Source organism: Streptomyces avicenniae, from assembly GCF_000719135.1.
Taxonomy (GTDB): domain Bacteria; phylum Actinomycetota; class Actinomycetes; order Streptomycetales; family Streptomycetaceae; genus Streptomyces; species Streptomyces avicenniae.
The window spans coordinates 230,268-256,532 of the sequence record NZ_JOEK01000003.1; the positions used below are offsets into that span (position 1 = coordinate 230,268).

The window sequence follows — 26,265 nt, forward strand, 5'->3', positions numbered from 1 at the left end:
CGGGGCTCTGGCCTCACGGCCGGGGCCTGACCAGGCGGCGCAGCGCGGCGTACGCGGGGACGGCGTACGCCGCCACGACCGGCGCGGCCCCCTCGGCGCGCAGCACCGTCGCCGTGCCGCCGCCGGGCCGCGCGGTGACGGTGTGGTGGAGGCGGACGGTGACCGGGCCGAGGCGCGCCCGCCACGTCCAGGCGCGCCGTGCCTCGTCCACCGTCTCGACCGTGAACGGGACGCGGACGCCGAGGAACGTCACCACCTCGCCCGTCATGCCGGGGACGATGCGCTCCCCTTCGGTGCGCACGCCCCGGATCTGCGGCGACCAGCCGGACCACAGCGCGGGCCGCGCGTACCGCTCCCACACCGTCCCGGGATCCGCGCGCCCCGAGGCGCGGAGAGTCACCGCCGTCCTGCCGCTCACCCCCGCACCGTAATGCGGCGGGAGGCGCGTGTCGCGCGACGTCACCGGTGCCGGTCCTCGGCGCCCTCCATCGGGACGAGCGTCCGGGTGGCGGTCTGCCGGTAGATCATCGAGCTGCGGAAGCTCACCACCTCGCGCCGCGCGCTGAAGCGGTCCATCAGGAAGCCGTGCAGATGCTCGATGTCCGGCACCGCCACGTGCACGACGAAGTCCTCGTCGCCCGAGACGACCAGGACGGACACCACCTCGGGCAGCTCCGAGAGGTAGCTCTCGAAGCTGGTGATCACCTCCCGGCTCAGCGGGCGCAGCCGGGCGAAGACGAGGGCCTGGAGGGTACGTCCGAGGGCGCGCGGCTCGACGGCCGCGTGGTAGCCGGTGATCACGCCGCGGGCACGCAGGTTCCTGACGCGTTCCAGGCAGGTGGAGGGGGCGACGCCGACGAGCCGGGCCAACTCGCGGTTGGTCAGCCGTGCGTCGCGCTGGAGATGACCGAGGATCGCCGAATCTATGGGGTCCACGGCCGTCATTCTCCCGCGCGCGCCGAACAGTGTTCGGCGGGCCCACCAACGCGCCGTATACCGGCCTAGATTCGGTGGTGTCCCGCCGTACCCGCAGAAGGGCCGCGCACCATGACGACTGCCGTCGAGCACTACGACCGGTTTCTCGCGGAGCACTACACCTGGATGCTGGGTGGGGACATGCCCGCGCTCGCGGCGGCCCAGCGCGCGTACCTCGCCGGTCTCGGCGTGGGCGACGACCCGGCAGGGCCGCTCGCCGTGGACCTGGGCTGCGGCCCCGGGCACAGCAGCCTGGCGCTGGCCGGGCTCGGCTTCGACCCGGTGCTCGCCGTGGACCTGAGCCGCCCGCTGCTGGACGAGGTGGCCGCGCACGCGGTGGGCGTCCCCGCCGTCGAGCCGGTCCACGCCGACCTGCGCGCCGTGCTGCGCGACCGGGTCGGCCCGGGCGGGGCCGGGGTCGTCGTGTGCCTGGGGGACACCCTGACGCACCTGCCGACGCGGGGGGACGTCGCCGCGCTCCTCGGCGGCATCAGGGCCGCGCTCGCGCCCGGCGGCCTGGCCGTCCTCGCGTACCGCGACCTCACCGAGCCGCTGACCGGCACGGAACGCTTCCTGCCGGTCCGCGCGACGGAGGACCGCATCATGACCTGCTTCCTCGAATACCCGGAGGACTACGACGACTACACGGTCGTCGTGCACGACCTGCTGCACACCAGGGGCGGGCCCGCCGACGGCTGGACGCTGCGCAAGAGCAGCTACCGCAAGCTGCGGATCTCCCATGCCTGGGTCCTCGGCCAGTGCCGGGCGGCCGGTCTCCGGGTGACGGAGGAACGCGTCGGGCCCGGCGGCATGCGCACGGTCGTCCTGCGTCACGCCACGGGCTCCTGGGGGCGCTGAACACCCGGGCGCGGCACGGAACGTGAGCGGCCGGTCACGGCCTTCCTCGACCCCCGGCGACCACCGCCGTCCCCGACCCAGCGCCTAGACTCGGCAACGATGAGCGGCCTCTTCGACGACGACTTCCTCGCCCGCCTCGGCTCCTCCGCCCCGGCGGACACCGGCGCGCCCGGCGCACACGACGACGGGCCCGACGGGCCGGACGCCCCTGGCGACCCCGACCCGTACGGGCCCGAGGAGCCGCACGAGGAGGTGCCGCACGACCTGTTCGGCGGCGCGCTCGCCGAGCCGCACGCCGCCGACGCGGAGGCGTTCTACCGCAACGGCGCCCACAAGCCCGTCCACGACCCGGCCCAGCTCCTCGCCGGGCTGAACGAGCAGCAGCGCGCCGCCGTCACGCACAGCGGCGCGCCGCTGCTGATCGTCGCGGGCGCCGGCTCGGGCAAGACGCGCGTGCTGACGCACCGGATCGCGCACCTGCTGGCCGCGCGTGGCGTGCACCCCGGGCAGATCCTCGCCATCACCTTCACCAACAAGGCCGCGGGCGAGATGCGCGAGCGCGTCGAGGAGCTGGTCGGCCCGCGCGCGAACGCGATGTGGGTGATGACGTTCCACAGCGCGTGCGTGCGCATCCTGCGCCGTGAGAGCAAGACGCTCGGCTTCACGTCCAGCTTCTCGATCTACGACGCCGCCGACTCCCGCCGCCTCATGGCGCTGGTCTGCCGTGACCTGGACCTCGACCCCAAGCGCTTCCCGCCCAAGTCGTTCAGCGCCAAGGTCTCCAACCTGAAGAACGAGCTGATCGACCCGGAGGACTTCGCGGCGCAGGCCACCGACGGTTTCGAGAAGACGCTCGCCGAGGCGTACACGATGTACCAGTCGCGGCTGCGCGAGGCCAACGCGCTGGACTTCGACGACATCATCATGACGACCGTCCACCTCCTCGACGCGTTCCCCGACGTCGCCGAGCACTACCGGCGGCGCTTCCGGCACCTCATGGTGGACGAGTACCAGGACACCAACATCGCGCAGTACACGCTGATCCGCCTGCTCGTCGGCGAGCAGGACCCGGCGGAGCTGTGCGTCGTGGGCGACGCCGACCAGTCGATCTACGCCTTCCGCGGCGCGACGATCCGCAACATCCTCCAGTTCGAGCACGACTACCCACAGGCCACCACCCTGCTGCTCGAACAGAACTACCGCTCCACACAGACGATCCTTGAGGCCGCCAACGCGGTCATCTCCCGCAACGAGGACCGCCGCCCGAAGAACCTGTGGACCAACGAGGGCGCGGGCAGCCGCATCACCGGCTACGTCGCCGACACCGAGCACGACGAGGCGCAGTTCGTCGCCGACGAGATCGACCGCCTCACCGACAAGGGCGACGCGCGCCCCGGCGAGGTCGCCGTCTTCTACCGGACCAACGCGCAGTCCCGTGTCTTCGAGGAGGTGTTCATCCGCGTCGGCCTGCCGTACAAGGTCGTCGGCGGCGTCAGGTTCTACGAGCGCCGCGAGGTCCGCGACGTCCTCGCCTACCTGCGCGTCCTCGCGAACCCCGAGGACACCGTCCCGCTGCGCCGCATCCTGAACGTCCCCAAGCGCGGCATCGGCGACCGTGCCGAGGCGATGATCGACGCCCTCGCGCTGCGCGAGCGCATCCCGTTCGCCCACGCCCTGCGCCGGGTGGACGAGGCGTACGGGATGGCCGCCCGCTCGCTGAACGCCGTCAAGCGGTTCAACACGCTCCTCGAAGAGCTGCGCACCGTCGCCGAGTCGGGCGTGGGGCCCGCGACCGTGCTGGAGGCCGTCCTCGAACGCACCGGTTATCTGGCCGAGTTGCAGGCGTCCACCGACCCGCAGGACGAGACCCGCGTCGAAAACCTTCAGGAACTCGCCGCCGTCGCCCTCGAATTCGAGCAGGACCGGGAGGAGGACGACCCCGGGACGCTCGCCGATTTCCTCGAACGCGTCGCGCTCGTCGCCGACTCGGACGACATCCCCGACGACCCCGACCCGGCGGCCGAGGAGGCGGGCGTCATCACCCTGATGACCCTGCACACCGCCAAGGGCCTCGAATTCCCGGTGGTCTTCCTCACCGGCATGGAGGACGGCGTCTTCCCCCACATGCGCTCCCTCGGCAAGACCAAGGAGCTGGAGGAGGAACGCCGCCTCGCCTACGTCGGCATCACCCGCGCGCGGCAGCGGCTGTACGTCACCCGCTCCGCGCTGCGCAGCGCGTGGGGCCAGCCGCAGCACAACCCGCCCTCCCGTTTCCTCGACGAGATCCCGGACGCGCACCTCGACTGGCGCCGCTCGGGCCCCGCCGCGCTGCCCGCGACGCCGGTCAGGACCAGGACCGCCCGCGGTGGTTCCGGAAGCGAACGCGGACCGCTCGGCGCCCGCGGATTCGCCACCGGCCGCACCCCGGAACGTCCCACCGTCGCGCTCGCCGCGGGCGACCGCGTGACGCACGACAGCTTCGGCCTCGGCACCGTCGTCGCGGTGCAGGGCGCGGGCGACAGGGCCGAGGCGACCATTGATTTCGGCGGCGAGAAGCCGAAGCGGCTGCTGCTCCGCTACGCCCCCGTGGAGAAGCTGTGACCTGTGCCCGGTAGTGTCGCCGATATGTCACAGACGGGGGAAGGGGCTTGTCGCGGGCGTGGCGGAGGCGGTTAGCTTCCCTCGCAAAGCTCGTACTCCAGTTCCTCTCTCCCCGGAGTACGTAACACTCAAGGATTCCCAGGGGGAACACAGTCATGAGTCAGCCCTGGCAGCCGGCGCCGGACAACGGTGGTTTCGGCGGGCAGCAGCCCCCGCCCCCGCCGCCGCCCGGTGGAGCGCCGCAGCAGCCGTACGGCGCCCCGCCCCCGCCGCCCGCCTCTCCCTACGGCGCTCCTCCGCAGCAGCCCAACCCGTACGGCGCCCCGCCGCCGCAGCAGCCGGGCTACGGTTACCCGCCGCAGCAGCCCAGCCCGTACGGCGCGCCCGGCGGTTACATGCCTCCCGGGCAGCCGTCCCCCTCGAAGAACAACATCCCGCTCGCGATCCTCCTGTCCGTGCTGGGCATGCTGGTGGCGGCCGTCCTCTACGGCTTCATCTACCAGCTCGGCTTCGACGAGGAGACCGGCGAGCTGACGCAGACCCTGTACGTGGCCGTCGTCGTGGGTGTGATCACCGCGCTCGGCCCGGCGTTCTTCGCGCGGGGCAACTGGCCCGCCTACATCCTCGCCGCGGTCCTCGGCTTCGTCGGCATCGTCCTCGGCGGCCTGTGGGGCACGGCGCTCATCATGTCGGACCTGCTGACCGACGTGACGGGTGACAGCGCGGTCACGATCTTCTTCACCTACTTCGGCGACACGTGGGACGTGTGGCAGGAGGACCTGGCGGCCATCGACTGGGTCCTGATGTTCCTGGCCCCCCTCGGCGCCATCTCGCTCACCCAGGGTGTCCAGCGCAGGAGCGGCCAGCACTGACGCCGCTCGGCGACGCGAACGCCGGAAGGCCCGCCGCCTGCCGTCCGAGAGGACGGAGGTACGGCGGGCCTTCCGGCGTTCGCGTCCTGCCGGGCCGCGGGGGGCCGGTCGCGTCAGGTGGGCTCCAGGCCGTGGCTGCGCAGCCAGGTCAGCGGGTCGATGGCGGAGCCGCCGCCCGGCCTGACCTCGAAGTGCAGGTGCGGGCCCGTGGAGTTGCCCGAGTTGCCCGAGTAGGCGATGACGGTGCCCGCCTGCACCCAGCCGGACTGGTAGGCCGAGCTGTCCAGGTGCGCGTACCAGGTCTCCGTGCCGTCGGCGGCGGTGAGGACGACGAGGTTGCCGTAGCTGGGGTGCCACTGCGTGCTGATCGTGCCGTCCGTCGCGGCCAGGACGGGGGAGCCGTAGCTGACCGGGAAGTCGATGCCGGTGTGCTGGGACATCCAGTTGACGCCCGCCTGGCCGTAGTAGGCGCTCAGGCCGTGCTGTTCCACGGGCACGAAGAACTTGGGCCGCGCCGCCTCGATGCGGGCGGCCTCCTCGGCGGCGGCCTCGGCCTCCGCCTCCTGCTGCACCTCCAGGTCCATCCGGCCCTGGGTGCGGCTGGCGCGCTCCGCGTAGTCGTCGGCGGCGGTCGAGAGGCTGACGAGCTGGGTGTCGAACTGCTCGTTGGCCTCGATCGGTCCGGCCTCGGCCGGGTCGGGCGCGGCGACCGGCGCCCGGTCCTCCGCGCCGCCCGTCGTGTCGTTGACGGTCGCGGCGGTCGCGACGGCCGTGACGCCGAGGACGCACAGGGAAGGCGCCGCGACGGTCAGGAACGCGGAGCGGGCGCGCGGCCGTACGGACCGGCGCCGTCCCCGGCCCGCCGCGCGCGGGGGAGGCGTCACATCGACGGTGACCTCGGGCCCGGGGGCGGATTCCGGCGCGGGGGCCGGCTCGTCGTCGTCCTCGCGGACGGCGCCCAGCTGCGTGGTCGCGTCGGGCCGGTCGTGCGTCTCAGGCGTGGCGTAGGCGTCGTACGCGTCGTACGGGTCGGCGTCGTACCGCTGTTCCGGGGCGTACGGGTCGGCCGCCTCATTGCCGTAGGCGTCGTTGTCGTACGTGTCGTGGGCGTCGGCGTATTCCGCCGGGCCGCCTTGCGCGTATGCCGCGGCGCCGTGGTCGTGCTGCACCTGCGCGGGATATCCGGGCGTAATTCCGCCATGCTGCTGCACGCCGAAATCACCGGTGGCCTGCGGATATCCGCCGTCGTACCCCTGCGTGTGAACGCCCGGGTATCCGCCCTGTTCCATCACGGGAACGGTGCTGGTCGGCGCGTCGTGCAGCGAGGTGGCGCCGTGCCCCCCGGCCGTGTTCCACGGATCGGCGGCGAACGTGTGCTGCTGCCCGTACCAGGGGTCCTGCGGGGCGACTTGGGGCACCGCCGTCGTGGCGGTCCACTGCTGCGCGCCCTCGTAGGCGGCGGCGGAGCCGTACGCGTCGGGCGTGCCGTACCCCGTATCGGGGTAAGAGCCGAAGCCGGGGTAATCCGTATGCCCGGATACTCCGGACAGCAGACGATCGCTCACCGACCATGCCTTTCGGCTCGACAACAGGGCTGGGGTGGCCCCCTGCGGCTGTAGTGCGGCGACTGTACCCGTCGCCGACGCGTAGCCACAATCTTCCGCTGGCTGTTCGCGGGTTTCCTGGGGAGAGGAAAGGGGCAATAAGCCGTCTTTTGGCGGCTCGGCCATCGAGACCGCACGATGTGTTCGAAGGCAGTTCGAATTCTGATCGATGAAGAACCGTGCCCGTTCCGACGCCTGGCGCGGCGCGCATGGGAGATTCTGGGGACGACAGCGACGTCCCCCTCGCCCGGCAGCGCCGCCGGGAAGCACTGGAGGCACAGATGGGTGTTCAGGGTCCGATCCGCGTCGTGGTGGCGAAGCCGGGGCTCGACGGGCACGACCGGGGCGTGAAGGTCATCGCCCGCGCCCTGCGTGACGCGGGGATGGAGGTCGTCTACACCGGGCTGCACCAGAGCCCGGAGCAGATCGTGGACACCGCGATCCAGGAGGACGCCGACGCCGTCGGCCTGTCGATCCTCTCCGGCGCGCACAACACGCTCTTCGCGCGCGTCCTCGAACTTCTTCGCGAACGCGACGCCTCCGACATCACCGTCTTCGGCGGCGGGATCATCCCCGAGGAGGACATCCCGCCGCTGCGCGCCCTCGGCGTCGCCGCGATCTTCACGCCAGGGGCGCCCATGGCGGACATCGTGCGGTGGGTGGAGGAGCACGTCGGGGCCGCGCGGGAGGCCGCGGGAGGGGACAGCAGGGCCGAATTGTGACGGGTCTCACCACTCCGGTGTGACCTGCGGTTTACGAGGCCCCTGGGGGCACGGATACGCTCGTCTCCGGACATGCCGCGTGCCGGACGCCCGAGAGTGCGTCCGTTGCTCACGACGCGCCGGACGCCGTCAGACGCGACCGTTGCTCACGCCGCGACCGCGCGGCACGCCCACGCTGACAACGAACCGCGAGACATCAGATTGAGGGACGGACGCGCGTGGACCTGTTCGAGTACCAGGCGAGGGATCTCTTCGCGAAGCATGACGTGCCGGTGCTGGCCGGCGAAGTCATCGACACACCGGAGGCGGCGCGCGAGGCGACGGAGCGGCTCGGTGGCCGCGCGGTCGTCAAGGCCCAGGTCAAGACCGGTGGCCGAGGCAAGGCGGGCGGCGTCAAGCTGGCCGCGGACCCGGCGGACGCCGTCGAGAAGGCTCGGGCGATCCTGGGCATGGACATCAAGGGGCACACGGTCCACCGCGTGATGCTGGCCCAGACGGCCGACATCGTGGACGAGTACTACGTCTCCTTCCTGCTGGACCGCACCAACAGGACGTTCCTCGCGATGGCCTCCGTCGAGGGCGGTGTCGAGATCGAGGAGGTCGCCGTCTCCAACCCGGAGGCGCTGGCCAAGGTCCCGGTGGACGCCGTCGAGGGCGTGACCGAGGCGAAGGCCCGCGAGATCGTCGAGACCGCGAAGTTCCCGGCCGAGATCGCCGACCAGGTCGTGGACGTGCTCCAGCGGCTGTGGACGGTCTTCGTCGAGGAGGACGCGCTCCTCGTCGAGGTGAACCCGCTGGTCAAGACCGGCGACGGCCGGATCGTCGCGCTGGACGGCAAGGTGTCGCTCGACGCGAACGCCGAGTTCCGCCAGCCCGACCACGCCGCGCTTGAGGACAAGGCCGCGGCCAACCCGCTGGAGGCCGCCGCCAAGGAGCGCGGGCTCAACTACGTGAAGCTGGACGGCGGCAGCGTCGGCATCATCGGCAACGGCGCGGGTCTCGTCATGAGCACCCTGGACGTCGTCGCCTACGCGGGCGAGGCCCACGGCGGTGTGAAGCCGGCCAACTTCCTCGACATCGGCGGCGGCGCCTCGGCCGAGGTGATGGCGAACGGCCTGGAGATCATCCTCGGCGACCCCGAGGTCACCTCCGTGTTCGTCAACGTCTTCGGCGGCATCACCGCCTGCGACGCGGTGGCCAACGGCATCGTGCAGGCCCTCGAACTGCTGAAGAGCAAGGGCGAGAGCGTCAGCAAGCCGCTGGTCGTGCGGCTCGACGGCAACAACGCCGAGCTGGGGCGGAAGATCCTGACCGACGCCGCCCACCCGCTCGTCGAGCAGGTGGACACCATGGACGGAGCGGCTGCCCGCGCCGCCGAGCTGGCCGCGAAGTAAAGGAACCCACACTCACCATGGCTATCTTCCTCACCAAGGAAAGCAAGGTCATCGTCCAGGGGATGACCGGGTCCGAGGGCCAGAAGCACACCCGGCGCATGCTGGCCTCCGGCACGAACATCGTCGGCGGCGTGAACCCGCGCAAGGCCGGTCAGACGGTGGACTTCGACGGCACCGAGGTACCGGTGTTCGGCGGCGTGAAGGACGCGATCGAGGCGACAGGCGCCGACGTGACCGTCATCTTCGTCCCGGAGAAGTTCACCAAGGACGCGGTCATCGAGGCGATCGACGCCGAGATCCCGCTCGCCGTCGTCATCACCGAGGGCGTCGCGGTGCACGACACCGCCACGTTCTGGTCGTACGCGGGCCAGAAGGGCAACAAGACCCGCATCATCGGCCCGAACTGCCCCGGCCTCATCACGCCCGGCCAGTCGAACGCGGGCATCATCCCGGCCGACATCACGAAGCCGGGCCGCATCGGCCTGGTCTCGAAGTCGGGCACGCTGACGTACCAGATGATGTACGAGCTGCGTGACCTGGGCTTCTCGTCCTGTGTCGGCATCGGCGGCGACCCGATCATCGGGACGACGCACATCGACGCGCTCGCCGCGTTCGAGGCCGACCCCGACACCGACCTCATCGTGATGATCGGCGAGATCGGCGGCGACGCCGAAGAGCGTGCCGCCGACTTCATCAAGGCGAACGTCACCAAGCCGGTCGTCGGCTACGTCGCGGGCTTCACCGCGCCCGAGGGCAAGACGATGGGCCACGCCGGTGCCATCGTCTCCGGTTCGTCCGGCACCGCCCAGGCGAAGCAGGAGGCCCTGGAGGCCGCCGGTGTGAAGGTCGGCAAGACCCCGTCGGAGACCGCGCGTCTTGCCAGGGAACTGCTGGCGGCCGACTGATCCGGCCGCAGCCCGGCGCGTCCGTCACGCGCCGGGACCCGTGCTCGCGCCCCCGCCGGTCCCCCGTGGACCCGGGGGCGCGGCGCTGTGCCGCGCTCCCGGGCCCCCGGGCCCCCGGCCGCCGTCAGTGCAGCAGCGCGGCGGCCACCAGCGCGCCCGCCGTCGCCGCGCTGCCGCCGAGCCCGGCGAGGGTGCGCTGCCGCGTGGAGCGTTCACCCGCCTTCCGCACCGCCTCGGGCGGCACCGTGGCGGGCGTGTGGCGCGCGACGGCCTCGGCCATCAGCTCGCGCAGCACGTCCCGCCGCCGGTCGGGCTCGGCCGCCGTCAGCGCGGGCACCCGGGCGGCCAGCAGCTCACGGGCGTGGGCCGCGCGCCGCTCGGTCGCGCCGATGGTCGCCTCGCACTCCAGGGCCGTGCGCACGAGGTCGAGCCCCATCACCTCGTGCAGCAGCACGACCCTGCGGTAGGCGGGCGGCAGGCCCACCATGACGGGCAGCAGCTCCCCGGGGACCTCGGCCGTGCGGCGGCGGTGGCCGGGCGAGAAGGTGTGCCAGGGCGAGAGCGCGTAGTCGTACGCCGCCGCCCTGACCCAGCCGCCGGGATCGCCGTGCGCGGACACGTCGGACCACTGCTCCCAGGCGCGCCGGAACGCCCAGCCCACCGCGCGGTCCGCCAGCAGCCCGCTGCCGGTGAGCAGGTAGGACTGGCGGCTCAGCGACGCGGCGTGCCGCGCGTAGAGGGCGTCGAACCCGGCCACGGGTTCCGGCGTCTCCTGGGGCGGTGGCTGGCTTGCCGGATGATCAGTCAATACGGTCATACCGACATAGTGGGCGACACAGCGGCAAAAACCTGTTACCCGGGCATATGGGGTGTTGTTGGCAGCATGGCCGCGTGCGACACGTGCGACACCTTCTCCGGCTGCTCCAGCAGACCGCCCCGCTCGGCCGCGTCCGCGCCCGCTGGGTGTTCGAGGGGCTGCTCGCGGCCGGGCTCGGCCTCGGCGTCCCGGCCGCGCTCGTCCTCCTGCTGTGGACCCTCTCACCCTTCCCCGACAGCGGCGCGGGCGGCGCCCTGCATGTCGCCGCCGACCTGTGGCTCCTCGGCCACGGCGCCGACCTCACGCGGCCGGGCGCCCTCGACGGACTCCCCGCCCCCGTCGGCCTGACCCCCCTCCTGCTCACGGCCCTGCCCGCCTGGCTGCTCCACCGCGCGGTCCGCACGGCGCTCGTCCCCGACCGGTACGCCCACGACTGGGGCGTGCACCCGGCCGACGGCCCGCGCGCCGCGCTGTGGGTGACCGGCGGCTACCTGCCCGCCGCCGCCGTCGTCACCCTGTGCGCGCGGGGCGGCCCGCTGGCCGTCGATCCGCTGAGCGCCGCCGTCCAACTCCCGCTGTTCACGCTCACCGTGACGCTCTGCGCCGCCTGGGCCGTCTGCGGCGCCCTGCCCGCCGCCGCGCTGCCCGGCTGGGTCAGACGGCTGCCCGGCGCGCGGATCGCCGCCGCCGCCCGCGCGTCCGTCGCCGGGCTCGCGGCCACCTGCGGCGCGGGCGCGCTGCTCGTCGCCGGATGCCTCGCCGTCCGGGCCGACGCGGCGCAGACGTCGTTCGGCGCGCTCGGCACCGAATGGTCGGGACGGCTGTCCGTCCTGCTGCTCGCCTGCGCGCTCGCGCCCAACGCCGCGGTCTGGGGCGCCGCCTACGGCCTCGGGCCCGGCTTCACGGTCGGGGCGGGCAGCGCCGTCGGCCCGTTCGCCGTCCAGGGCGCCGGGGCCGCGCCCGGCTTCCCGCTGCTCGCCGCGCTCCCCTCGGGGACGCCGGGGCACCCGCTGGCGTGGGCGCTGCCGGTCGCCGTGCCGGTGGCGGGCGCGCTGGTGGCCGCGTGGTTCGTGTCGCGTTCGCGCGCGGCCGACGAGGGAGTGGCGGCCACGGCGCTCGTGGGCCTCGGCACGGCCTGCGGCTCCGGCGTCGGCCTCGGCGTCCTCGCGTCCTGGTCGGGCGGCCCGCTCGGCACGCGCGCCCTCGCCGACTTCGGGCCTGAGCCCTGGCTGACGGGCCTGGCCGCCGCCGCGTGGACCGCGGTGCTCGTCCCGCCGCTCGCGCTGCTGCTGCGGGCCTCCCGCGTGAGCGGGCTGGACGCGCGGCTCAAACGCCTGGTGCGGCGCCCGCGCGAGGCCGCCGACGCGAAGGCGTGGCACCGTACGGACGCCCGGCTGACGCGCTGGGCCGCGCTGCGCAGGACGTCGGGCGCGCTGGTCCCTGAGATGCCGGCGCCGGAAGGGACGGAGGACGACGCGCAGCGGCGCGGCGTGCCGCGTCCGTCCCGGCCGGGGGACGGCGGCTGACGCCGCGCCACGCGCGCCTGATCAGCTCAGTTCAGTTCTGTTCGCCCAGGATCGGCCGCAGTTCGCGCGGCAGCAGGTGCTCGCACGACTGGCGCGACGGCTGCGTCAGCGCGTCGTCCACGCAGTCGAAGTAGTCCTTGTAGACGAGTTGGAGCGTGTAGGACGCCACCACGATCACCAGCGCCAGGCCCGACAGCACGATGCCCGCGATCGCCGGTGTCCGCAGCGGCTTGTCGCGCGGCGGCGGGAGCGGCGCCGGGACCGCGCCGGGCGGCGGGGGAGGCGGAGGCGGCGCGGACTCGCCGCGCCCCTGGAGCGCGTCCACCTTCTTGTCCCTGGCGTCCGGGCCGTCCTTCGGGCCGCCGCGCAGACTGCTGACACCCCAGTACAGACCGAGCGCGCCGAGCAGCAGCGCCAGCCACAGCCAGCCGAGCAGCACGCCGCTGCACACGCCCCACATCCCGGCGAGCATCGCGTACCGCGCGTGCCGCTGCGCCGGGTCGGTCGGGTCCCAGCCGCGCGGGCCGCCGCCGAGGCCGCCTGGCCGCCGTTCCGGCCCGCCCGCCGGGTCGCCCCAGCGGCCCTTCTCGCGCTCCGGCTGTTTGCTGCTCCACTGGCTTCCCCAGCGGGGACCGCCGCCGCCCTGCTTGCCCCGATCGTCCCCCGGGCGGTCGTCGCCGTTCCCCGCCCCGCCTTCGGGGAGCCTCGGCTGCCACGGACGGTCGGGGGTGCCCTCGGGCGGCGGGGCGAAGGGGTTGTCCTCCCCGTCGGGCCGGTCCTTGGGTTCGGGGGCACGGCGTCGGTCCGTCATCGTGGTCGTCGAATCTCCCTCTTAGGTGCCGTTGTCCCGACGGTACCTGCCCGGGGTCGCCCCACGGCACGGGGGGAGCGAGGCGTGCCGGTATCGTTGCGCCGAGACCTCCCCGAAAGAAAGACCTCCCCGTGGCTCGCATCGTCGTCCTCGTCTCCGGGTCGGGCACCAATCTCCAGGCCCTGCTGGACGCGGTCACACAGCGCGGTGCGGCGTACGGCGCCGAGATCGTCGCCGTGGGCGCCGACCGGCCGGGGATCGAGGGGCTGCGGCGTGCGGAGCGCGCCGGGGTGCCGACCTTCGTCCACCGCGTCAGGGACTTCACGGACCGCCCCGCCTGGGACCGCGCGCTCACCGCGTCGGTCGCCGCGTACCGGCCCGACCTCGTCGTCTCGGCCGGGTTCATGAAGATCGTCGGCCCCGACTTCGTCGCCGAGTTCGGCGGACGGTTCCTCAACACGCACCCGGCGCTGCTGCCGAGCTTCCCCGGCGCCCACGGCGTACGGGACGCGCTCGACCACGGCGTGAAGGTCACCGGCTGCACCGTCCACTTCGTGGACGGCGGGGTGGACTCAGGACCGATCATCGCCCAGGAGGCGGTGGCGGTGGAGGCGGACGACGACGAGGCGTCGCTCCACGAGCGCATCAAGCACGTCGAGCGGCGGCTGCTCGTCGAGGTCGTGGGGCGGCTCGCCCGCGACGGCTACCGCATCGAGGGACGAAAGGTGTATATCCCGTGACGGCCGAAGGAACCCCCGAAGGAACCGCCGAGACGCGCCGGCCCCTGCGCCGCGCGCTGGTCAGCGTGTACGACAAGACCGGTCTCGACGAGCTGGCCCGCGGGCTCCACGCGGCGGGGGTGCAGCTGGTCTCCACCGGTTCCACGGCCGCGCGGATCGCCGCAGCCGGAGTGCCGGTGACGCCGGTCGAGGAGCTGACGGGCTTCCCCGAGACGCTGGACGGCCGCGTGAAGACGCTCCACCCGGGCGTCCACGCGGGCATCCTCGCCGACCTGCGCCGCCCCGAGCACCGCGCCGAGCTGGAGAAGCTGGGCATCGAGCCGTTCGACCTCGTCGTGGTGAACCTCTACCCGTTCACGCGGACCGTCGCGTCGGGCGCCTCGCGCGACGAGTGCGTCGAACAGATCGACATCGGCGGCCCGTCCATGGTGCGCGGGGCGGCGAAGAACCACCCGTCGGTCGCCGTGGTCACCGACCCGGCGCGCTACGCGGACGTGCTGACGGCCGCCGCGGGCGGCGGGTTCACGCTGGTCGAACGGCGGCGCCTCGCGGCGGCGGCGTTCCGGCACACGGCGGAGTACGACGTCGCGGTCGCGGGCTGGTTCGCCGGGCTGGACACTGAGGCCGGCGAGGACGCGGACGCGGACGAACTCTTCCCGCACAGCGCCGACCTGGCGTTCACGCGGGAGAGCGTCCTGCGCTACGGCGAGAACCCGCACCAGGCCGCCGCGCTCTACCGCGACGGCAGCGGCACGGGCCTCGCCGCGGCCGAGCAGCTGCACGGCAAGGAGATGTCGTACAACAACTACGTGGACACCGAGGCCGCGCGCCGGGCCGCGTACGACCACGCCGAGCCGTGCGTCGCGATCATCAAGCACAGCAACCCGTGCGGTGTCGCCGTCGGTGACGACGTCGCCGACGCCCACCGCAAGGCGCACGCCTGCGACCCGCTGTCCGCGTACGGCGGCGTCATCGCCGTCAACCGGCCGGTCAGCGCCGAACTGGCCGGGCAGGTCGCGGAGATCTTCACCGAGGTCATTGTCGCGCCCGCCTACGAGGACGGCGCGCTGGAGGCGCTCACGCGCAAGAAGAACATCCGCGTGCTGCGCTGCCCCGAGCCCCCGGCCGCCCGCACCGAGCACCGTCCGATCGACGGCGGCACGCTCGTGCAGGTCACCGACCGGCTCCAGGCGCCGGGCGACGACCCGGCGAACTGGCAGCTGGTCGCGGGCGCCGAGCTGCCCGAGACGGAGCTGGCGCAGCTCGCCTTCGCCTGGCGCGCCTGCCGCGCGGTGAAGTCGAACGCCATCCTGCTCGCCAAGGACGGCGCGACGGTCGGCGTCGGCATGGGGCAGGTGAACCGCGTGGACTCGGCGAAGCTCGCCGTGCAGCGCGCGGGCGCGGACCGCGCGGCCGGTTCCTACGCGGCGTCCGACGCGTTCTTCCCCTTCCCCGACGGCTTCGAGGTGCTGGCGGCGGCCGGGGTGCGCGCCGTGGTGCAGCCGGGCGGCTCGGTCCGTGACGAGCAGGTGATCGAGGCGGCGAAGGCGGCCGGGGTCACCATGTACACCACCGGGACGCGGCACTTCTTCCACTGACCCGCGCGCACGGCGCACGGACGACGCACGGCCGCGCCGCCGACCGGACTCCGGTCGGCGGCGCGGCCGTTCTGCCGTGGGTCAGGGCTGGTCCCGGTGCAGCAGCCGCACCACGACCTCGTGCAGCACCTCGTGGTCGCGCGGGTCGTACAGCGTGAAGGGGCCGCCGTCCACGGTGTACCACTCGTCGGCGCCCGCGTAGCGGATGCGCATGGTCAGCGTGCCCTGCTCGTCGGCGCCGGTGTGCAGCTCCAACTCGCCGGTGATGACGCCGACCTCCTTGGTCATCACGCCGCCGCGCGGCGCCGTGAAGACGGTGTATCTGTCGCTCATGCCCCACTCATACCGGATGCGTCAGCACGTACCCAGCATCTCGTCCAGCGCGGCTTTCTCGTCTTCGTCCACGGCGAGTTCCCAGGTGTGCTTCACGCTCACCCACATCCGGGCGTACGCGCAGTGGAAGTCGGCCGTCGGCTGCCAGTCGGCCGGGTCCTGGTCGCCCTTGGAGCGGTTGGACGAGGCGCTGGCCGCGAGGAGTTGCGGGTGGTCGAGGTCGTTGGCGAAGTCCTGGCGGCGGGGTGTCGTCCACTCCGCCGCGCCCGAGCGCCACGACTCGGCGAGCGGCACGATGTGGTCGATGTCCACCTTCGAGGGGGACGTCAGCGTCGCGCCGTCGTAGGGGCTGACCCAGGTGCCGGACTCGACGCGGCAGTTGGCGCCGGTCGTGACGTCGCTGCCGTCACGTTTCAGCACGGTCTGCCGCGTGGTGCAGCCGCCGCGCGTGATCCAGTGGGGGAACTTGTCGCGGGAGTAGCCGGACATCCCGGCCTCGGGGGCGACGGTCAGGGCGGCGAGTTGCGTGCGGGCGGTCGCGGCGTCGGGGATGCCGGGCGGCGCCGCGTGGGCCGGGCCCGGCACGAGCAGCGTCACCAGGGCGGCCAGGACGGCGACGAGGGTGGTGGGGAGGGGGCGGGGGGAACGCATCGGGTACCTCCGGTGGTGCGGGGTCACCTGACTACCGGTCTACCCGATGGTGATATCTCCATGACGGAACGTCATGTCGGGCGGCGGTGCGCCCCGCACCCGCGCGCCCGGGGCGCGCACCGGATGCCCCGGTGCGCGCCGCGCGCGTCGGTCAGGCGACGTGCGGGATCTGCGTCCCCTCCGGGGGGTTGCCGTAGTGGTCGTTGATCTTGTTGATCTCCGACTGGAGGTACAGCGCGTGCGCGCTGAGCAGGAGCACCAGCACGCACGAGATGGCCGGGCTGCACGTCGGCGCCATGCCCGCCGCGCGCTGCGCCTGGGCGACGCGCTTCCCCGTGTTGTAGGCCGTGATGAACATCGGCACGTAGATGAAGCAACCGGGGAAGACGGCCAGGACGGACAGCGCCGGGTTGACCTCGATGCGGCTGTCGTACTGCGACAGCTCCTTGTTGATCTTGTACCACCACACCAGGTGGTAGATGCCCAGCGTGATGATCGGCAGGCCCAGCCAGACGGCGAAGACGTTGCGCGAGCGCATCGCCCTGCCGAAGCCGGTGGCCCCCTGCGGCACGCCGTAGGGGGCGGGGGCGCCGGGCGGCGGGGCGCCGTACGGGGCGGGAGCGGCGGGCGGCGGCGCTCCGTAGGGCGCCGAGGCGCCGGGCTGCGGCGCGCCGTACGGTCCCTGGGCCCCGTAGGGGCCTGGCTGCCCGGCCGGGGACGGGCCGGGCGGGGTGTGGTCAGTGCTCACGACTGTGAGACTCCTCATGAGTTCGAAACGGTCCGGCGCGCGGTCGCCCCGGTCCGGTGGGGACGGGCGGCGGAGCGCGAAACGACACACGGGGAGCGAGCCCCCGACCCGCGCGAGTGCATATTCGACCGTCTGTCCTGTTGTCGTGTCCAGAGGGTTCACCGACCTGTGGCGAAGTCGGAACACGCCCCCCACGGACGCCCCGCGCGCGCCGGGGCCCGGATTCGTCCCCGGCGCCCCCCATCCGGGAGGATGGGGACATGAGCGCGAAGATTCTGGACGGCAAGGCCGCCGCGGCGGCCATCAAGTCCGACCTCACCGCCCGGGTCGCCGTTCTGCGGGAACGCGGCGTCACCCCAGGGCTCGGCACGCTGCTGGTCGGCGACGACGTCGGCAGCCAGAAGTACGTCGCGGGCAAGCACCGTGACTGCGCCGCCGTCGGCATCGCGTCGCTCCAGCGCGAGCTGCCCGCGACCGCCTCCCAGGCCGACATCGAGGCCGTGGTCCGCGAGCTGAACGACGACCCGGCGTGCACCGGCTACATCGTCCAGCTCCCCCTGCCGCGCGGCATCGACGTCAACCGCGTCCTGGAGCTGATCGACCCGGCCAAGGACGCCGACGGCCTGCACCCGACGAACCTCGGCCGCCTCGTCCTGGGCGAGCCCGCTCCGCTGCCGTGCACGCCGAACGGCATCATCGCCCTGCTGCGGCGCGGCGGCGTCACGATCGACGGCGCGCACGTCGTGGTCATCGGCCGGGGGATCACGGTCGGCCGCTCCCTCCCGCTGCTGCTGACGCGCCGCAGCGAGAACGCCACCGTCACGCAGGTCCACACCGGCACCCGTGACGTCTCCGCCGAGCTGCGGCGGGCCGACATCGTCGTCGCCGCCGTGGGCGTGCCGCACCTGGTGAAGCCGGAGGACGTGAAGCCGGGCGCCGCCGTCCTCGACGTCGGCGTCAGCCGCGACGAGAACGGGAAGATCGCCGGTGACGTGCACCCGGGCGTCGCCGAGGTCGCGGGCTGGCTCTCGCCGAACCCCGGCGGCGTCGGGCCCATGACCCGCGCGATGCTCCTCCAGAACGTGGTCGAGGCCGCGGAGCGCGCCGCCGCCCCCGACGTCCTCGCGGCGGACTGATGGCGCCCGGCAGCTACCCGACGCGTGGCACCGCCCGCCCCGAGGGCGGGCGCCGCATCGCCAGCGGCTCCGCGCCCGCGCCCATCCGCCAGTGGCCGCTGCTCGCCGTCCTCGGCGTCACGCTGCTCGGGCTGCTCGTCACGCTGGCGAACTTCCGCGTCGGCCTGCTCCTCGTCGGCGGCGCGCTGCTCGGCGGCGCGGTGCTGCGCGGCTGGCTCCCGGCGGTGGGGATGCTGGCGGTCAGGTCGCGCTTCACGGACGTGCTGACGTACGGCGTCCTCGGCGCGCTGATCGTGCTGCTGACGCTGATGGCGGAACCGGCCCCGTGGCTCGAACTGCCCTTCCTCAACGACCTCCTCCGCTTCTCCGCGGGCTGAGTCGGCCTCACCGCTCCCTCCCGCAAGCCGAAGGTGCGCCCCCTGTGATCAACGCCGACAAACCGCAGCGCTGGAACGACGACGTGCGGGCATCCGTGCGGCTCTACAACGCGTGGTTCCTGGCGGCTGCTCCCCAGGCGTACCAGGACACGCGGCTGGTCACGGTGCACGAGGTGGAACGGGCCTTCGGCTGGACGGCCGACATGACGGCCGTCACCCCCGAGGTGCTGGAGGAGCACCCCGATGTCCTGGCCGCCCTCCGGATGAGCACCGCGCCCCCGCTCGCCAGGGACCGCCTCGTCGGCCTCTCGTCCGGGTCGAGGTCGCTGCTGGACTCGATGGAGAAGAGCGGGCGGCTCCCCCCGAGGATGCGGCGGGAGGTGCTCTCGGGGCACCTCCGGCGCATGTGCGCCGTCCTGAACGACCTGCTGGACCAGGACCTCTTCCCCTGGTCCCGCACGGGCGGCCCGGTGGACCCGCGGCAGCGCGAGCGCGCCGCCACCGTCGTCGCCGACCGCCTCTGCGGAGCCGTCGCGGACCCGATCGTGCGGAACGCCCAGGAGCAGCGCCAGTTGGCGCTGATCGAGGAATGGCTGCTCGCCCGCGGGTACAGCAGGAAGGCGCACCCCGCGTCCTTGCCGCTGCGGACCATGCAGCCCGGCACCTTCTCGTTCCGCCAGATCGTGGTGGTCGGCGACGGCCACCCGGTCAACATCCCCGTCGATGCCGTCATCCAGCCGCACACCCCGCGCCCGCACGGCTTCCCCGTCCTCATAGAGGCCAAGTCCGCGGGCGACTTCACCAACACCAACAAGCGCCGCAAGGAGGAAGCCGCGAAGATCCACCAGCTCAAGGCGACCTACGGCGCCGACATCTCGCTCCTCCTCTTCCTCTGCGGATACTTCAACACCGGATATCTCGGGTACTCCGCGGCGGAGGGGCTCGACTGGGTGTGGGAGCACCGCATCGACGACCTGGAGGCCGCGGGTGTCTGACAGGCTGCGCGAGACCGAGGAGCGGCGGGTCGTCCTCCAACGCGAACTGGACTCGGAACGGACGCAGGCCGCCCGCAACGCATGGGGGCAGTTCGCGACGCCTCCGCCCCTGGCCTCCGAGATCATGCGGTACGCGCTGAGCCTGCACGGCGGGACGCGTGTCGATTTCCTTGAGCCGTCCTGCGGATCGGGAGCGCTGCTCTCGGCCCTGCTGCGGCACGTGGGGGACAGGACGATCGGCCGGGCCGTCGGCGTCGAACTCGATCCCCGTTTCGCGGCGGTCGCCGCCGACCTGTGGCGGGAGCACGGGGTCCGGATCGTCGAGGGCGACTTCACGCACGCGGGCACGCCGACCGGCGCCGCCGCGTCGCTGCTCGTCGCCAATCCTCCCTACGTCCGCCACCACCACCTGAGCGCGGAGAAGAAGCGCGCACTGGGCTCCCTGTGCGCGGATCAGGTGGGGATCAAACCTTCGGGCCTCTCCGGCCTCTACCTGTACTTCGTGCTGCTCAGCCATCGCCTGCTGGCCCCGGGAGCGGTCTCCGCGTGGCTGGTCCCGAGCGAGTTCATGGACGTCAACTACGGCGTTGCGCTGAAGCGTTACCTCTCGACCGAGGTCGAGCTCGTCCGCGTCCATCAGTACGACGCGGCGGAGACGCAGTTCGACGACGCGCTGGTCACGTCGAGCGTCGTCGTCTTCCGGAATTCCCCCCCTTCTCCGGAAAGCGCGGCCGCATTCTCCTTCGGCGGCACGCTGTCGGCGCCGAAGGTCTCCCGGTCCGTCAGGAACGCGGAGCTGAACCCCGCCGAGAAATGGTCGCGCTACCTGTATGCCGCGACGTCGGTGGCGGGGCCCGCGAGCAGCGCGACGGGGCCGAGACTCTCCGATTTCTTCACCATCCGCCGAGGGCTGGCGACCGGCTCGAACGCGTTCTTCATCCTCCCGCGCGGTGAGGCGGAGCGGATCGGCATTCAGGAGAGATTCCTGCGCCCCATCCTGCCGAGTCCACGGAAATTGACGGGCGACGCGGTGGCGGCCGACAGTTCCGGCTGGCCTGACATCCCGGACCAGCTCGCCCTCATCGACTGCTCGCTGTCCCCGGAGGAACTGGTCAGGGAGAACCCGGAGCTGGCCGCCTATCTGGAGAGCGCCGACGAGAAGGTCCGGAGCGGCTATCTCGTCAGCAAGCGTTCCCCCTGGTACAAGCAGGAATCGCGCGACGCGGCCCCCGTCCTCCTGACCTACATGGGGAGAGGCAAGGACGATCGCCGCCCGCTCCGGTTCCTCAGGAACGACTCCGACGCGGTCGCCACCAACATGTACCTGATGCTCTACCCCACGGCGCGACTGCGGCATTACCTGGAGCGCGGCGCGGACGGGATGCGGCGCGTCCACGAGGCGCTGCTCTCGCTCACCGCCGAGGAGATGCGCGGAGGCGGCAGGGTGTACGGCGGCGGGCTGCACAAGATGGAGCCCAGGGAACTCGCGGCGCTCCCGGCCGACAGCATCGCCGCCCTCGCCCCCGAACTTCTCGCGGACAGGGAGCAGGACGGGGAGCAGCACGGTGCCTCCGCCCCCGGAGCGGCCACCGGCGTCGTCCGGGCCTGGGCGCGTGCGCGGGGCATGCGCGTGACGGATCGTGGCCGCCTGGGCCCTGACGTGTGGGACGCGTGGAATCGCGCGCAGTCCGAGGGTACGGACGGTCCACGAAAGGCGGACTCGGGGACGCAACCCGCCCTGTGGTGAACGTACTCGCCCGCCGGGGGCGGGTGTGCAGCCCCGGCGCAGGCGTCGGGGGCAGGCCGGACCACGGAGGCTCGCGCGGTGCGTCGCAGATGGCAGGAGACCCGGGCGGCCTTCGAGCGCGGCTGGTACGAGCACGAGGGGCACAGGGTCGATCTGTCGGCCGGTCTCGACGCCATGCGCGCGGGCATCAGGCTGCACCACCCCGGTGAGCTGCGCCGCCTGCCGTTCCCCGAGGGCAGGGGGACCACGCGCGTCGAGGTGACGGACGAGAGCACCCTGGAGGCGGTGGAGCGGCTGGCCGGGGCCGGTGGCGGGGCGGGGCGGCTCGCGGCGCTGAACTTCGCGTCGGCCCGCAACCCGGGCGGGGGCGTGGCCCGTGGGGCGCGTGCCCAGGAGGAGAGCCTGGCCCGTGCCAGCGCGCTGTACGACGCGCTGGTCCGCTGCCCGGAGTTCTACGCCTTCCACCGCGACCACCCCGATCCGTTCTACAGCGACCAGGTCGTGTATGCGCCGGACGTGCCGGTGTTCCGCCGGGACGACGGGTCCTGGCTGCCCGCGCCGCTGCCGGTGGCGTTCCTGACGTCGGCCGCGCCGAACCGGCGGATGATCGAGCGCGACCGGCCGGGCGCCGTGGGGAGGATTCCCGGCGCGCTGGCGACGCGCGCCCGCGGCGTGCTCGCCGTGGCGGCGCATCACGGGCACTCCCGTCTCGTGCTGGGCGCGTGGGGCTGCGGCGTGTTCGGCAACGAACCGGCCGAGGTCGCCGAGGCGTTCGCGGCGCACCTGCGCGGCGACTTCGCCGGGGTCTTCACACGCGTCGTGTTCGCCGTCCTGGACCGGGACGGCACCACCCGCGAGCCCTTCGAGCGCGCGCTGCCCGGCATGTCGTGAGGACGGCCCGGACGGCGGGACGGCGGGTTCCGGGACGACGTGCTCATGCTGGCGGGGCGCGGCTCCTGTCCGCGCCCCGCTCATCGGCCACGGGTGCGGCGTTGCAGGTGTCAAGGTGGTGAGTTCGACGGGGCGGGTGCGGGTGATCTGACCTGATTCGCGCCTGCGACCAGGTCTGTCCAGGGCGGGGTTCGCCTCAATTGGCTTGCTGGCTCACGTTGTTGCTCGTGTGGTCGGTCGTCCTCCCACTCGTTCGCATAGTGCAGGTGAACTGCTCGGTTGCGCCGGTGGGCGCGTTGAAGGTTGCGAGTGGAAACGCTACGGTCGCCCTAGCTCATCGTCTGATCACACAGGGGGTGTTGGGCGTGGCGCGGCCGTATGACTGGAGTCCGGTCGGTATGGACTCCGACCCGACACCTGGCGAGCCCGAGGAGGTCCGCGATCTCGCGGAGGAACTTGAGCGCTTCTCCGACACGGTGGACGAGGCGGTGGGGCGGGTGCGGGGGTTGGCGTCGGACCGTGCGCTGCTGGACTGGGCGGGGCTGTCGGCGGGCGCGTTTCGTGACGAGTTCGACGGTGTGCCGGGGAACTTGACCAAGTTGCGTGACTCGTACGACCTGTGCGCGCAGGCGTTACAGACGTACTGGCCGAAGTTGCAGACGGCGCAGGGTCAGGCGGATCGTGCGCTGGATCGTGCGATAGCGGCGCAGGCGGATCTGACGTCGGCGCAGGGCTCGTTGGGCGATGCGCGGGACTGGGTGTCGCGGGCGGGGGACGAGTCGGACCGGTTGCAGCGTGAGGGTGAGCGGGACAACGCGCCGCCGCCGGACGAGGCGGAGGTGCGGGCGGCGACCCGCGATCGCCGGGCGGCCGATGCGGCGCGTGAGGCGGCGCAGGCGCGTGTGGATGCGGCCCAGGACAGTCTTGACACCGCCCGTGAACTGGCGCGTCAGGCGCGGGAGATGCGTGAGGAGGCCGCGCGCGAGGCGGCCCGTGACATCGACGAGGCGTCCGACGCCGGGATCCAGAACCGCAAGTGGTGGCAGGAGGCCGCCCGGTGGGTGACGGAGAACTGGGACACGGTAGTCGATGTCTGCAAGGTCGTCGTCGCCGTCCTCGGGGTCGTCGTGATGATCATCGGCGGGCCCCTCGCGCTTCTTGTGCTGGCGGCGGCGCTGGTCGTCCTGGCGGACACGTTGATCAAGTACGCGCGCGGTGAAGCGTCCCTGTGGGACGTCGCGTTCTCCGCCCTGGACTGCATCCCGGGCATGCGCGGCCTCACCACCCTGGGCGGACTCGCCGTCGGAGTCCGCGGCGGGATCAGGGCCGCGCGGGGCGGGCTGCGGAGCCTGGGCGCGGCGGCGCGGCGCGCCCCGGGCAGGGCCGGGGCGGCACGACCGCCGACAGGGACGCCGCCGTCACCGTCGTCACTGCCGTCACCTTCATCTCCCCTCGTCTTCCACGCGGATGCGCTGACCCTGCGGGCCAGGAGCGAATTCGTCGTGAACAACTTCCCCTGGCTCATGGACGTGAACAACCGTGGTCAGCTCGGATACATCAACAATTGCTCGAACTGCGTGGTCACGGTTGACCGCCGACTCGACGGCATCGCGGTGGGTGTGGCGCCGCTGTGGCGTGGTCGGTGGCCGGACCTGCACGCTTTGGGCGCGGAGGGCATGCAGTACCAGCGGGTGGATTCCTATGACGACATCGCCGCTGATCTGGCCCGCAGAGGAGTCGGCTCCAGGAGCGTCGTCTACGTTCAGAGGCCCAACAGGATCGCCCATGTGTTCAACGCGGTCCACGTACCGGACGGGATCGCCTTTCTGGACGGCCAGTCAGGCGCGTTGGCGCGATTGGAGAGCGATGTCACCGAGATATCCCATCTCCCTTATCGGTAGCCCTCGGGAAGTCACGAAGGAGCGCGCAGATGGTTTCGCATGAGGAAGCGTTGCGGGCCGCGGTCGAGTATCTGCGGCATACCTACCGGGACATGCCCTACACCTTCGTGATGGAGCCTGAGCTGACGACGGAGCATCGCGAGGTCTGGGCCATCCGCTTCGACACCGAGGAGCGCCGGGACACCGGCGACATGACCAAGGCGCCCTTCACGCGCCTTCTCCTGGTGCCCAAGGACGGGGCCGAGCCGTGGTTCCCGCCGTCCGCATGGTCCGTCGGCGAGTTCGAAGCGCAGCTCGGCCCCCCGCAGTGAGCGATCCCCGGCTCCGGGCGTCGGCGCCCGGCTCCCCCCGAGGCTGAAGCGGCTCGGCGGCGTCGTCTCGTTCACCGGCCTCGAAGCGGCGTTTGCCCGTGCACGCGAGATTTCGGACGACGGCTCGGTGTCGCCCAGGAGTGGGCTGCTGTGCCGGGGCGAACGTTGAAGGTTCCGTGTACGGACACTATGGTCGCTTCTGCCGATCGTCTGATCGCAGAGGGGGTGTCGGACGTGGCGCGGCCGTATGACTGGAGTCCGGTGGGGATGGATTCCGATCCCACGCCGGGGGACCCGGACGAGGTCAGGAACCTGGCCGAAGAACTCCAGGAGTTCTCCGACACGGTTGACGAGGCGTTGGGGCGGGTGCGGGGGTTGGCGTCGGACCGCGCGATGCAGGACTGGGCCGGTCTGTCGGCTGAGGCGTTCCGGTCCGAGTTCGACGGTGTGCCGGGAAATCTCACCAAGTTGCGGGATTCCTACGACTTGTGTGCGCAGGCGTTGCAGACGTACTGGCCCAGGTTGCAGACGGCGCAGGGCCAGGCGGATCGTGCCTTGGACCGTGCGATAGCCGCGCAGGCGGATCTCGCCTCGGCGCAGGGCTCGTTGGGTGATGCGCAGAGTTGGGTGTCGCGGGCGGGGGATGAGGCGGAACGGCTCCAGCGTGAGGGTGAGCGGGACAACGCGCCGCCGCCGGACGAGGCGGATGTGCGGGCCGCCACCCGCGATCGTCAGGCGGCTGATGCCGCGCGTGAGGCGGCGCAGGCGCGTGTCGATGCCGCGCAGGACAGTCTTGACGCCGCGCGTGAACTGGCGCGGCAGGCGCGGGAGATGCGTGAGGAGGCCGCGCGCGAGGCGGCCCGTGACATCGACGAGGCGTCCGACGCCGGGATACAGAACCGCAAGTGGTGGCAGGACGCGGTTCATTGGGTCACCGAGAACTGGGACACGATCGTCGATGTCTGCAAGGTGATCGTTGCCGTCCTCGGGGTCGTCGTGATGATCATCGGCGGGCCGCTCGCCCTCATCGTGCTGGCGGCGGCCCTGGTCGTCCTCGCGGACACCTTGATCGACTACGCCCAAGGACGCGCGACGCTCTGGGACGTCGCCTTCGCCGCCCTCGACTGCATCCCGGGCATGAAGGGCCTCACCACCCTCGGCGGACTCGCCCGCGGCCTCCGCGGCGGGATCAGGGCGGCGCGGGGCGGGCTGCGGAGCCTCGCCGCGGCGGTGCGGCGCGCCCCGACCAGGCCGGGGGCGACACCGCTGCCCCCGCAGCAGCCGTCGCTGCCGCCCGCCATTCATGCGCAATCGATGCACCCGGCCGACGCACAGCGGTTCATCGACACCAACTATCCTTGGCTCCGCGAAGTGAACAACACGGGCCGCCCCGGCTACACCCAGAACTGCACCAACTGCGTCGTCGCGGTCGATCGCCGCCTCGACGGGGTCACCGTGAGCGCGGCGCCTCTCCCCGGGCCCCGGCCCGTGAATCAGCGCGCGCTGGGCGCCGAGGGTATGAACTACCAGTGGGTGAGGAACTACGAGGAGATCGGACTGGATCTGGCGCGCAGGGGAATTGGCTCCAGGAGTATCGTGTACATCGCGAGACCCGACCGTACGGCCCATGTCTTCAATGCGGTCAACACCCCGCAGGGGGTCGTCTTCCTGGACGGCCAATCGGGCCAGTTGGCCCAATTGGAAGTGGGATTGACGGCCATAGGCCATCTTCCCTATCGATAGACTCCGGAA

Annotated in this window: 25 protein-coding genes; 17 read left to right on the forward strand and 8 right to left on the reverse strand. The window is 72.5% G+C overall.

The features are described from left to right. Positions 1 to 13 precede the first annotated feature (13 nt). Positions 14 to 418, reverse strand: coding sequence for an SRPBCC family protein (locus IF27_RS07865; protein ID WP_223290956.1), 405 nt, complete (start codon positions 416 to 418; stop codon positions 14 to 16). 41 nt (positions 419 to 459) lie between these two features. Then, the gene (locus tag IF27_RS07870; RefSeq protein WP_190232855.1) at positions 460 to 945 is read right to left on the reverse strand and encodes an Lrp/AsnC family transcriptional regulator; all 486 of its coding nucleotides are present in this window, start codon (positions 943 to 945) and stop codon (positions 460 to 462) included. Positions 946 to 1,047: 102 nt separating this feature from the next. Here IF27_RS07870 and IF27_RS07875 point away from each other — a divergent pair, with 102 nt between their 5' ends. From IF27_RS07875 to IF27_RS07885, 3 genes are all read left to right on the forward strand, one after another. Then, complete coding sequence (locus IF27_RS07875; protein ID WP_052848666.1) at positions 1,048 to 1,833, forward strand: class I SAM-dependent methyltransferase; 786 nt, start codon at positions 1,048 to 1,050, stop codon at positions 1,831 to 1,833. Between the two features lie 99 nt (positions 1,834 to 1,932). Beyond that, complete coding sequence (gene pcrA, locus IF27_RS07880) at positions 1,933 to 4,434, forward strand: DNA helicase PcrA (protein ID WP_052848667.1); 2,502 nt, start codon at positions 1,933 to 1,935, stop codon at positions 4,432 to 4,434. A gap of 155 nt (positions 4,435 to 4,589) precedes the next feature. Then, complete coding sequence (locus IF27_RS07885; protein ID WP_190232856.1) at positions 4,590 to 5,306, forward strand: hypothetical protein; 717 nt, start codon at positions 4,590 to 4,592, stop codon at positions 5,304 to 5,306. A gap of 113 nt (positions 5,307 to 5,419) precedes the next feature. Here the strand turns inward: IF27_RS07885 and IF27_RS31480 are convergent, their stop codons facing one another. Further along, a complete protein-coding gene (locus tag IF27_RS31480; RefSeq protein ID WP_052848669.1) occupies positions 5,420 to 6,871 on the reverse strand; it encodes a M23 family metallopeptidase in 1,452 nt (483 codons plus the stop codon). 320 nt (positions 6,872 to 7,191) lie between these two features. Between IF27_RS31480 and IF27_RS07895 the strand changes: the two genes are divergently transcribed. From IF27_RS07895 to sucD, 3 genes are all read left to right on the forward strand, one after another. Then, positions 7,192 to 7,632, forward strand: coding sequence for a coenzyme B12-dependent isobutyryl CoA mutase small subunit (locus IF27_RS07895; protein WP_052848670.1), 441 nt, complete (start codon positions 7,192 to 7,194; stop codon positions 7,630 to 7,632). A gap of 218 nt (positions 7,633 to 7,850) precedes the next feature. Continuing rightward, a complete protein-coding gene (gene sucC, locus IF27_RS07900) occupies positions 7,851 to 9,026 on the forward strand; it encodes an ADP-forming succinate--CoA ligase subunit beta (protein ID WP_052848671.1) in 1,176 nt (391 codons plus the stop codon). A 17-nt stretch (positions 9,027 to 9,043) separates the two neighbouring features. Beyond that, the gene (gene sucD, locus IF27_RS07905) at positions 9,044 to 9,931 is read left to right on the forward strand and encodes a succinate--CoA ligase subunit alpha (RefSeq protein ID WP_052848672.1); all 888 of its coding nucleotides are present in this window, start codon (positions 9,044 to 9,046) and stop codon (positions 9,929 to 9,931) included. Positions 9,932 to 10,055: 124 nt separating this feature from the next. On the opposite strand, the gene IF27_RS07910 is transcribed toward sucD, so the two are convergent. Next, positions 10,056 to 10,748, reverse strand: a complete 693-nt coding sequence (locus IF27_RS07910) for an RNA polymerase sigma factor (protein WP_190232857.1) — start codon at positions 10,746 to 10,748, stop codon at positions 10,056 to 10,058. 74 nt (positions 10,749 to 10,822) lie between these two features. Here IF27_RS07910 and IF27_RS07915 point away from each other — a divergent pair, with 74 nt between their 5' ends. Continuing rightward, positions 10,823 to 12,274 carry a cell division protein PerM gene (locus tag IF27_RS07915; protein ID WP_190232858.1) on the forward strand — a complete coding sequence of 484 codons (1,452 nt, stop codon included), beginning with the start codon at positions 10,823 to 10,825 and terminating at the stop codon, positions 12,272 to 12,274. A gap of 31 nt (positions 12,275 to 12,305) precedes the next feature. Here IF27_RS07915 and IF27_RS07920 read toward each other — a convergent pair whose 3' ends face one another. Next, entirely contained in the window at positions 12,306 to 13,085 is a 780-nt protein-coding gene (locus IF27_RS07920) for a hypothetical protein (RefSeq protein ID WP_052848675.1), read from the reverse strand. 92 nt (positions 13,086 to 13,177) lie between these two features. On the opposite strand from IF27_RS07920, the gene purN reads away from it, so the two are divergent. Both purN and purH read left to right on the forward strand, forming a co-directional pair. After that, positions 13,178 to 13,825, forward strand: a complete 648-nt coding sequence (gene purN / locus IF27_RS07925; protein ID WP_052848676.1) for a phosphoribosylglycinamide formyltransferase — start codon at positions 13,178 to 13,180, stop codon at positions 13,823 to 13,825. Beyond that, positions 13,822 to 15,423: a bifunctional phosphoribosylaminoimidazolecarboxamide formyltransferase/IMP cyclohydrolase gene (gene purH, locus IF27_RS07930; protein WP_052848677.1), complete on the forward strand. Its 1,602-nt coding sequence runs from the start codon at positions 13,822 to 13,824 to the stop codon at positions 15,421 to 15,423. Before purN ends, purH begins: the two co-directional genes overlap by 4 nt. Positions 15,424 to 15,504: 81 nt before the next feature. Here purH and IF27_RS07935 read toward each other — a convergent pair whose 3' ends face one another. From IF27_RS07935 to IF27_RS07945, 3 genes are all read right to left on the reverse strand, one after another. Continuing rightward, positions 15,505 to 15,756 carry a hypothetical protein gene (locus IF27_RS07935; RefSeq protein ID WP_052848678.1) on the reverse strand — a complete coding sequence of 84 codons (252 nt, stop codon included), beginning with the start codon at positions 15,754 to 15,756 and terminating at the stop codon, positions 15,505 to 15,507. Between the two features lie 21 nt (positions 15,757 to 15,777). Next, the gene (locus IF27_RS07940) at positions 15,778 to 16,407 is read right to left on the reverse strand and encodes an HNH endonuclease family protein (protein WP_052848679.1); all 630 of its coding nucleotides are present in this window, start codon (positions 16,405 to 16,407) and stop codon (positions 15,778 to 15,780) included. A 151-nt stretch (positions 16,408 to 16,558) separates the two neighbouring features. Beyond that, a complete protein-coding gene (locus IF27_RS07945) occupies positions 16,559 to 17,155 on the reverse strand; it encodes a DUF4234 domain-containing protein (protein ID WP_052848680.1) in 597 nt (198 codons plus the stop codon). 260 nt (positions 17,156 to 17,415) lie between these two features. Here IF27_RS07945 and IF27_RS07950 point away from each other — a divergent pair, with 260 nt between their 5' ends. From IF27_RS07950 to IF27_RS07985, 8 genes are all read left to right on the forward strand, one after another. Next, positions 17,416 to 18,291 carry a bifunctional methylenetetrahydrofolate dehydrogenase/methenyltetrahydrofolate cyclohydrolase gene (locus IF27_RS07950; protein WP_052848681.1) on the forward strand — a complete coding sequence of 292 codons (876 nt, stop codon included), beginning with the start codon at positions 17,416 to 17,418 and terminating at the stop codon, positions 18,289 to 18,291. Next, positions 18,291 to 18,668, forward strand: coding sequence for a DUF3017 domain-containing protein (locus IF27_RS07955; RefSeq protein WP_110945657.1), 378 nt, complete (start codon positions 18,291 to 18,293; stop codon positions 18,666 to 18,668). The genes IF27_RS07950 and IF27_RS07955 overlap by 1 nt, the downstream gene beginning before the upstream one ends. A gap of 44 nt (positions 18,669 to 18,712) precedes the next feature. Beyond that, positions 18,713 to 19,663 (forward strand): XamI family restriction endonuclease, encoded by a 951-nt coding sequence (locus IF27_RS07960; RefSeq protein ID WP_052848682.1) that lies wholly within the window; start codon positions 18,713 to 18,715, stop codon positions 19,661 to 19,663. Then, positions 19,656 to 21,410, forward strand: a complete 1,755-nt coding sequence (locus tag IF27_RS07965) for an Eco57I restriction-modification methylase domain-containing protein (RefSeq protein ID WP_052848683.1) — start codon at positions 19,656 to 19,658, stop codon at positions 21,408 to 21,410. Before IF27_RS07960 ends, IF27_RS07965 begins: the two co-directional genes overlap by 8 nt. Positions 21,411 to 21,488: 78 nt before the next feature. After that, on the forward strand, positions 21,489 to 22,301 hold the full coding sequence (locus tag IF27_RS07970) for a TIGR02452 family protein (RefSeq protein ID WP_052848684.1): 813 nt from the start codon (positions 21,489 to 21,491) through the stop codon (positions 22,299 to 22,301). Between the two features lie 287 nt (positions 22,302 to 22,588). Further along, complete coding sequence (locus IF27_RS07975; protein WP_190232859.1) at positions 22,589 to 24,202, forward strand: toxin glutamine deamidase domain-containing protein; 1,614 nt, start codon at positions 22,589 to 22,591, stop codon at positions 24,200 to 24,202. Positions 24,203 to 24,231: 29 nt separating this feature from the next. Beyond that, positions 24,232 to 24,513 (forward strand): YrhB domain-containing protein, encoded by a 282-nt coding sequence (locus tag IF27_RS07980; protein ID WP_052848686.1) that lies wholly within the window; start codon positions 24,232 to 24,234, stop codon positions 24,511 to 24,513. Between the two features lie 189 nt (positions 24,514 to 24,702). Next, positions 24,703 to 26,256, forward strand: a complete 1,554-nt coding sequence (locus tag IF27_RS07985; RefSeq protein ID WP_190232860.1) for a toxin glutamine deamidase domain-containing protein — start codon at positions 24,703 to 24,705, stop codon at positions 26,254 to 26,256. Positions 26,257 to 26,265: the final 9 nt, after the last annotated feature.